Raw genomic sequence first — 6,096 nt, 5'->3', positions numbered from 1 at the left:
GGGGGGTCGGGCGGGCCGGGTCGGTGACTCTCCACAGCCGCACCGTCTTGTCGGCGGCGCCGGTGGCGAGGGTACGCCCGTCGGGGGAGAACGCCACCGACCACACCTGGTTCGTGTGGGCGGTCAGCGGCGGGCCGAGGGCGCTGGGATGGGACCAGTCCACGACGGCTGGCCTCGGCGTCGGCGTCGGGCCGGGGTTCGCGGTGGGTGTGGGTGTGGGTGTGAGGGTGGACGGGGAGGCGCCGTCACGGGTAGTGGTGACCACCGCGGTGAGGGTTGCGGCTGCGGCGAGCGCGAAGGCGGCACCGGCGGTGAGGAATCGTCGGCGGGTGGGCGGCGCGCTCATGGGTCTGGGGTCGGGCTTTCGGGGAGACGCGTCCGCGGGTTGGGGTGTTTGGAGGCTGGGGCGGAGCTGGTCGGTCAGGTGGAGAGGCAGGCCGGTGGTGCTGGCCCAGCCTGGGCCGTAGATGCCGGTGGCGGCGTGGGCGAGATCGGCCGCGAACGTGGCGGCGTCGGGGTGCCGGTCGGCCGGGTTCTTCTCCAGAGCGCGCAGTACAACCCGTGCGAGGCGCTCGGGGACGCCGGTCAGAGGCGGTGGGGGTTCGGTCAGGTGCTGGCGCCACAGGACCTGGACGGGCTGGCGGGGGTCGAACGGGGGCCGCCCGGCGAGGAGCTGGTAGAGGACGATCCCGAGGGCGTACAGGTCGGTGGTGAACCCGAGGCGGCCACCGTCGATCTGTTCGGGGGCCATGTACAGGGGGGTGCCGGCCAGGCCGCTGGCGGTGGCGGCGGACCCTTCGAAGATCTTCGCGAGGCCGAAGTCGGTGACTTTCACCGTGCCGTCGGCAGCGAACAGGATGTTGTCGGTCTTGATGTCGCGGTGCAGCACCCCGTGGCTGTGGGCGTGGTCCAACGCGGCGGCCACCGCCAGGCCGGCCGCGCAGGCCTGGGGCGGGGTGAGATCGGCGCGCCGGTGCGTCAGAGTGCCGCCGGGCAGCAGCTCCATGACGACCAGGCACAGGCCGTCGACGTCGAGGTAGTCGTAGACCCGGACGATGTGGGGGTGATCCAGCCCGGCCAGGGTGCGCGCTTCGGCCGCGAAGGCCACCGCGCGCCCCTCGGGGCCGTCGGCGCGCATCACCTTGACCGCGACCGGGCGTCCCATCCGCCGGTGCTCCCCGGCCAGGACCAGCCCGAACGACCCCGCGCCGAGCTCGACGCCCAGTGTGTAGCCGGGCAGCGCCCTCGCTACCCGTTCCCGATCAACGAGCATCGGCTCGGGTGATTTCCCGCCGGTGTGCTGCAGCCCGCGTACTCATAGCTATCCAGCCTGCCACGAATCGCCACCGTTCGGCTCGGCTGCGCACACCAGTCCGGATCATGACATCGGCCCGCGGGGCCCGGCCCTGCCGTCGATCAGGCCAGGATGATCCCGAGGCGGGGCGCGGGAGCGGTCCGGGCCGTCAGTGGCCGTCAGTGGCCGTCGGTGGTGTTGCTGTCTCCCCGGTTGGGGAGGAGCCGGTCGAGGTGGGCGTGCAGGGCGGTGAGGGTGTCGTCGCGGGTGAGGGCGTCCGGGGCGCACAGCGCATGCCAGGCCAGGCCGTCGGTGACCGCGACGGCGGTGATCGCGTCGCGGTGGGGGTCGACGTCCGCGGCGGCATCCCCGCTGCGGACGGCCTGGTCGAGGGCGTGGGCGACGGCGCTGACGAGGGCCTGGTAGCCGGCGGTGTAGAGGCCGGCGAGGCGGGGGCTGTGGGGGGAGCGGGCGGTGAACGCGAGCGCGACGCGTAGTTCGGCGTCGCGGGCGTCGTCGAGGGGGAGCAGTTCGGCGAGCAGGGCGCGGATGTAGGCGCCGGGGGTGGGGGCGTGGTCGGCGAGGGTGAGCGCCCGGGCGGTGAACTGGTCGATGGTGCGCCGGTAGGCGGCGAGCAGCAGTTCGTCCTTCGTCGCGAAGTGGTACTGCACGGCACCGATCGACACTCCGGCGGCGGTGGCGACGGTGCGCACGCTCACCGCGTCCAGGCCCCGGTCGACGACGACGTCGACGAGGGCGTCGAGGAGAGCGTCGGCGGACGTCGTCGCGGGGCGTGGCATCGCGCTATCCTCCCATACAGCCGTATGGAATACGTTCGTATGGAAACGGGGTGGTCATGGTCGCCGTCGCGATCGTCGCCTGCGAGGTGGTGTTCTGGGTTCTGCTCCTGGCCGGGGTCGCCACCCGCTACGGCCTGGGCTGGCGGCGACGGTCCGCGGTACTGCTGGCCTGTGTGCCGCTGGTCGACGTGGTCCTGCTCACCGTCACCGTCGCCGACCTGCGCTGGGGTGCGCGTACCGCTGACTGGACGCACGGCCTGTCCGCCGTCTACCTGGGGTTCAGCGTCGTGTTCGGCCCCCCGCTGGTCGCCGGCGTCGACCGCTGGTTCGCCCGCCGCCGCCCACCCCACCCAGCCGTGCTGTCCACCTCCATCGCTCCGGCCGGCCCGGAGGCCGCGGACAGCCCGGCTTCCGCGGCCGGCGGGGCGGGTGGGGTGGCCCTGGCCGAGGCTCCGACCGAGGCCGAGGCTCCGGATGCGCGGCTGGCCCGGCACTGGCGGGAATGGCGGCGCTGCCTGACCGCGTGCCTGCTCGCCGCCGCCACCCTGGGACTGATCATCCTCGCCGGCGGTGACCCCGAACGCACCCGCGCGCTGTGGGCGGGCGGCGGCTTGTTCACCCAGCTCGGCGTGCTGTGCGCGGGCTGGCTGCTGGTGGGCCCCGTCTGGACCGCCACCGGCACCTGGGTGCGTGGCGTGTTCCCCACCGGGCCCACCACCTCCGGCACGGACACCTCCCGGGAGGTTTCCGGCAGGTAGACCTCGGCCAAGTGGTGGATCAGCTCGCGGTGGATGAACAGCACCATCAGAACGTCTCCGGCACGCCGAGATGCGCCGTGTCGCCGGTGGCGAGCACCCCGACAACGCACCCGGCACGGCGACCGCCGGCACGGCGCGCACGGGCGCAGGTGGGTGGGTGGATGGGTGATCTGACGATGGCGGTCAGCGTTTCGGGCGGCGGCGCGGCAGTGACGATGCTGCGGCTGAAGAGCTCTGTGTGTCTCCTCGGGAGAGGTGTTGACAACCCCGGCGGCGGAGGCGGCGCAACCCCGCCGGGAGCGGAGACACAACGAGTCCTTCAGTCGCCGGTGGCGAACACCCGCGGACGGGCGGCGCGGGGGTGGGCGATGGCTGTGGCGCGGCCTCTGCTCCCCCTGAAAGCCCTGGTAGCGGCGTTACGGCGGGCTCCCGCCCGGTGCCGGTGGCTCGATCGCCGTGCCTCGGCCGGGCGGCGCTGGCCAAGGTGCCCGCGGGCGGGGTGCCGGACATCGGAAAGGGTCGGGCGGTGCTGTCCCGATACCGGCCCGGGACTGTCACTCACCGGCCCTCGCGACCCGGCTCGCCACCCGGGTTTCCCGTCTGATCAGACAGGTCTGTCACCCCGGCTCCGGGTTGGTCACCCGGCCTGCTGCCCCGAACCACCACGCGGTGTAGGAGATGACGACCCGGCACTCGGGTTCATGCCACCAGNGGCAAAGTAGCTTTCGGTAGTTGAGTCGCCACCAATCGAAGATTCCATGACAGCCGCTGGCCGGTTTCCGGCGCGTAGGTGGCGGCCTGTGAGGGCGAGGGCTGCGCAGGGTTCGGCGCCCTGGCTACGGTCGCGTCTTACGAGTCGCCGGGGAGGAGTTCGACGGCGCGGAGGCGGTCGGTCTTGGTGGGCTTGGTGTAGACGCGGGTGGTGTCGGTCCGGGCGTGGCCGAGGAGCTCGGCGACGAGGACGAGGTCGGCGCCGCGGCGGAGCATGGCGGTGGCGAAGGTGTGCCGCAGGACGTGCGGGCTCAGGTCAGTGATGCCGACGGAGCGGCCTAGGTCGGCGACGACCTGGTGGGTCTGTGTCACCGGCCGCCAAGTAGCTCTCAAGCGTGAACGACGTAGTTCAAGTCAGGGGAGTCTCTTCGCCATGATGTGTTCTCTCTGCCCATCGGGCAGCACACCACCGACGTGCCCGGTGTCCTCAAAGCCATGGCGCCGGTACAGCGCGGTCGCGTGCTCGTTGGCCGGCCGCGACTGCGAGCTGCAAGACCTCCGCCCGTTCCTGGACAGCCCACTGCTCCACCGCATGAACCAGGTGATCCCCCACGCCCTGCCCCCATGCGGCCTTGCTGACCCACAGGGAGATCAGCTCTACGACGCCGTTCCGTGGGCCCGGGATACCGCTGACCATCCCGGCCGGCGTTCCGTCAAGTGCGGCGAGAAGGTTGCACGAGCCAGAAATGCTCAGCCGGGCACGCCATCTCTCCTCCCTGTCGCCATCACCCTGCCAGTCCGCGAGCCTGGCCCCGAAGGCGTAGGGCGCCGCGGCAAGCGCGGCCAGCCTCAGCTCGCGCCACCTGGGCCAGTCGTCCGCTGTCAGTACCTCCAACTCGACCATGCAAGGAGGTTGTCCCGGGACAAGGGTCAGCAGCAACCCACAATCGACCAGCGACTGGCCTGCAATCACGGAGAGCTACTTGGCGGCCGGTGACACAGCCCCGAGTCCCGGGCCTGGACCGCCCGTCACCAGCAACGGCCCGGTCTCGGATCCCCTGGCCCAACGCAGCAGGGGCGTGAGCGTCCCGCCAAGATCCGCCACGCAATCCAAGATCCTTCCCGTTTGGGGCTGATGACACGTTCGTTAATGGCACCCCCAAACCGGCCACGCCAACGCGTTTCGTCACGAGACGAAACGCGAAACGGAACGTATCCGGGTGCACCCGTCGCGCCGAGGTCCCGCCCCGGCCGCCTGGCACTCCCCCGGAACCCTCCNACGGCTGACGCCCGATAAGCCTCCCTTCTCGGGCGTTAGAAATCAGGGGAGTGGCGGTTACCCGTGGCGATCGAGCGATTCGTTCCGTTTCGTGAATCGTCTTTCGGCGACGTAATGATGAAACGTAATGCCGGTCGGTGGGTGTGTGAGCCGCCGTCGACACCGGGCGGCGTCACGGACGACCGCAGACGCTGATACTGCAGACGCTGATCACGACGGTGGCGCACGGACCAGAACCCACGGATCGACGCCCGGCCGGGCCGCCGGAAAAGGGTTGGCGGCGATGCGTACGCAGCTGTCAGGGTCGGCCGGTGGTCGACGAACTTCCCGACGGTCTGGTGCTGCGTCATCCCACCCCGGACGATCAGCGGCGTGTCCTGGCGGTCATGGATGTCTGGTGGGCGGGTTTCGCCGGCGACGCCGGGTCGTTGCAGCGCAGCCTGCTGCTCCCACGGCTGTTCTTCCAGCACTTCACCGACAGCAGCTTCCTGGTGGAACGCGCCGACGGCCGGCTGGTGGCGTTCCTCATCGGGTTCGTGTCGCAGTCCCAGCCCGAGGTCGCCTACATCCACTTCGTCGGGGTCGATCCCTCGCTGCACCGCCGCGGTGTGGGCGCGTTTCTCTACCGGCGGTTCTTCCGCCTGGTGGCCGCCCGGGGCTGCCGCCGGGTGCGGTGTGTCACCAGCCCGGGGAACACGGCCTCGCTGGCGTTCCACACCGGCCTCGGTTTCCAGGTCGAACCCGGCGACACCACGATCGACGGTGTCGCCGTCCACCGCGACTACGACGGGCCGGCGCTGTCTCGCGTCGCCTTCACGCGGGCACTCGCGCCGGGTGCCGGGCCCGGTCGTGGGGTGCCGGTGCCCGCCGGGTGGTGAGGCCGCTCACCGGTGGTCGCCGGGCAGGGGGTTGTTCCCGTGGTCGGGCCGGGGTGCGCGGGTCCGTGACCGGCCCCGGATCCGGGTTGCCCCGCTGCGGGGGCGGCGGGGGTGGGGCGCCNGGGTGGGGTGGTCGGGCGGTTTCGGCCGGCCGGGTTTAGACCGGTGGTGTGTGCTGGGGGGATGTCGGGGGGCAGCTGCATACCGGGTGCGCGCGGCGGGTGGGAGTGGGGATGACGACGGTGCAGGTGGAGGTCGTGGAGACCTCGGCGTTGGGTGACCGCAGCTATCTGGCGCATGACGGCCGGGTGGCGGTGGTGGTCGACCCGCAGCGGGACATCGACCGGATGCTGGCGCTGGCGGGCCGGCTCGGGGN

General features: G+C 71.8%; 6 protein-coding genes and 1 pseudogene. 3 read left to right on the top strand and 4 right to left on the bottom strand.

The features are described from left to right. Together UG55_RS01410 and UG55_RS01405 are read right to left on the bottom strand one after the other, a co-directional pair. Window positions 1-1,273, bottom strand: a 1,273-nt coding sequence (locus tag UG55_RS01410; RefSeq protein ID WP_157901481.1) for a WD40 repeat domain-containing serine/threonine protein kinase, incomplete at its 3' end; no start/stop codon positions are given. Between the two features lie 200 nt (window positions 1,274-1,473). After that, window positions 1,474-2,094, bottom strand: a complete 621-nt coding sequence (locus tag UG55_RS01405) for a TetR/AcrR family transcriptional regulator (RefSeq protein ID WP_066061609.1) — start codon at window positions 2,092-2,094, stop codon at window positions 1,474-1,476. A gap of 50 nt (window positions 2,095-2,144) precedes the next feature. On the opposite strand from UG55_RS01405, the gene UG55_RS01400 reads away from it, so the two are divergent. Beyond that, window positions 2,145-2,852 carry a hypothetical protein gene (locus UG55_RS01400; protein ID WP_066061606.1) on the top strand — a complete coding sequence of 236 codons (708 nt, stop codon included), beginning with the start codon at window positions 2,145-2,147 and terminating at the stop codon, window positions 2,850-2,852. A gap of 849 nt (window positions 2,853-3,701) precedes the next feature. On the opposite strand, the gene UG55_RS01395 is transcribed toward UG55_RS01400, so the two are convergent. After that, on the bottom strand, window positions 3,702-3,935 hold the full coding sequence (locus UG55_RS01395) for a tyrosine-type recombinase/integrase (RefSeq protein WP_066061603.1): 234 nt from the start codon (window positions 3,933-3,935) through the stop codon (window positions 3,702-3,704). Between the two features lie 115 nt (window positions 3,936-4,050). After that, window positions 4,051-4,467: a GNAT family N-acetyltransferase gene (locus tag UG55_RS01390; RefSeq protein ID WP_199864996.1), complete on the bottom strand. Its 417-nt coding sequence runs from the start codon at window positions 4,465-4,467 to the stop codon at window positions 4,051-4,053. 686 nt (window positions 4,468-5,153) lie between these two features. Here UG55_RS01390 and UG55_RS01385 point away from each other — a divergent pair. Next, entirely contained in the window at window positions 5,154-5,720 is a 567-nt protein-coding gene (locus tag UG55_RS01385) for a GNAT family N-acetyltransferase (protein WP_066061600.1), read from the top strand. A gap of 233 nt (window positions 5,721-5,953) precedes the next feature. Further along, window positions 5,954-6,095, top strand: a pseudogene (locus tag UG55_RS31030) (MBL fold metallo-hydrolase); the annotation flags it as partial. Between the last annotated feature and the right edge of the window lies 1 nt (window position 6,096).

This window comes from Frankia sp. EI5c, from assembly GCF_001636565.1.
GTDB lineage: Bacteria > Actinomycetota > Actinomycetes > Frankiales > Frankiaceae > Parafrankia.
Note: the sequence above shows the minus strand (reverse complement) of the source record. Positions and strands in the feature narration are given on the sequence as shown.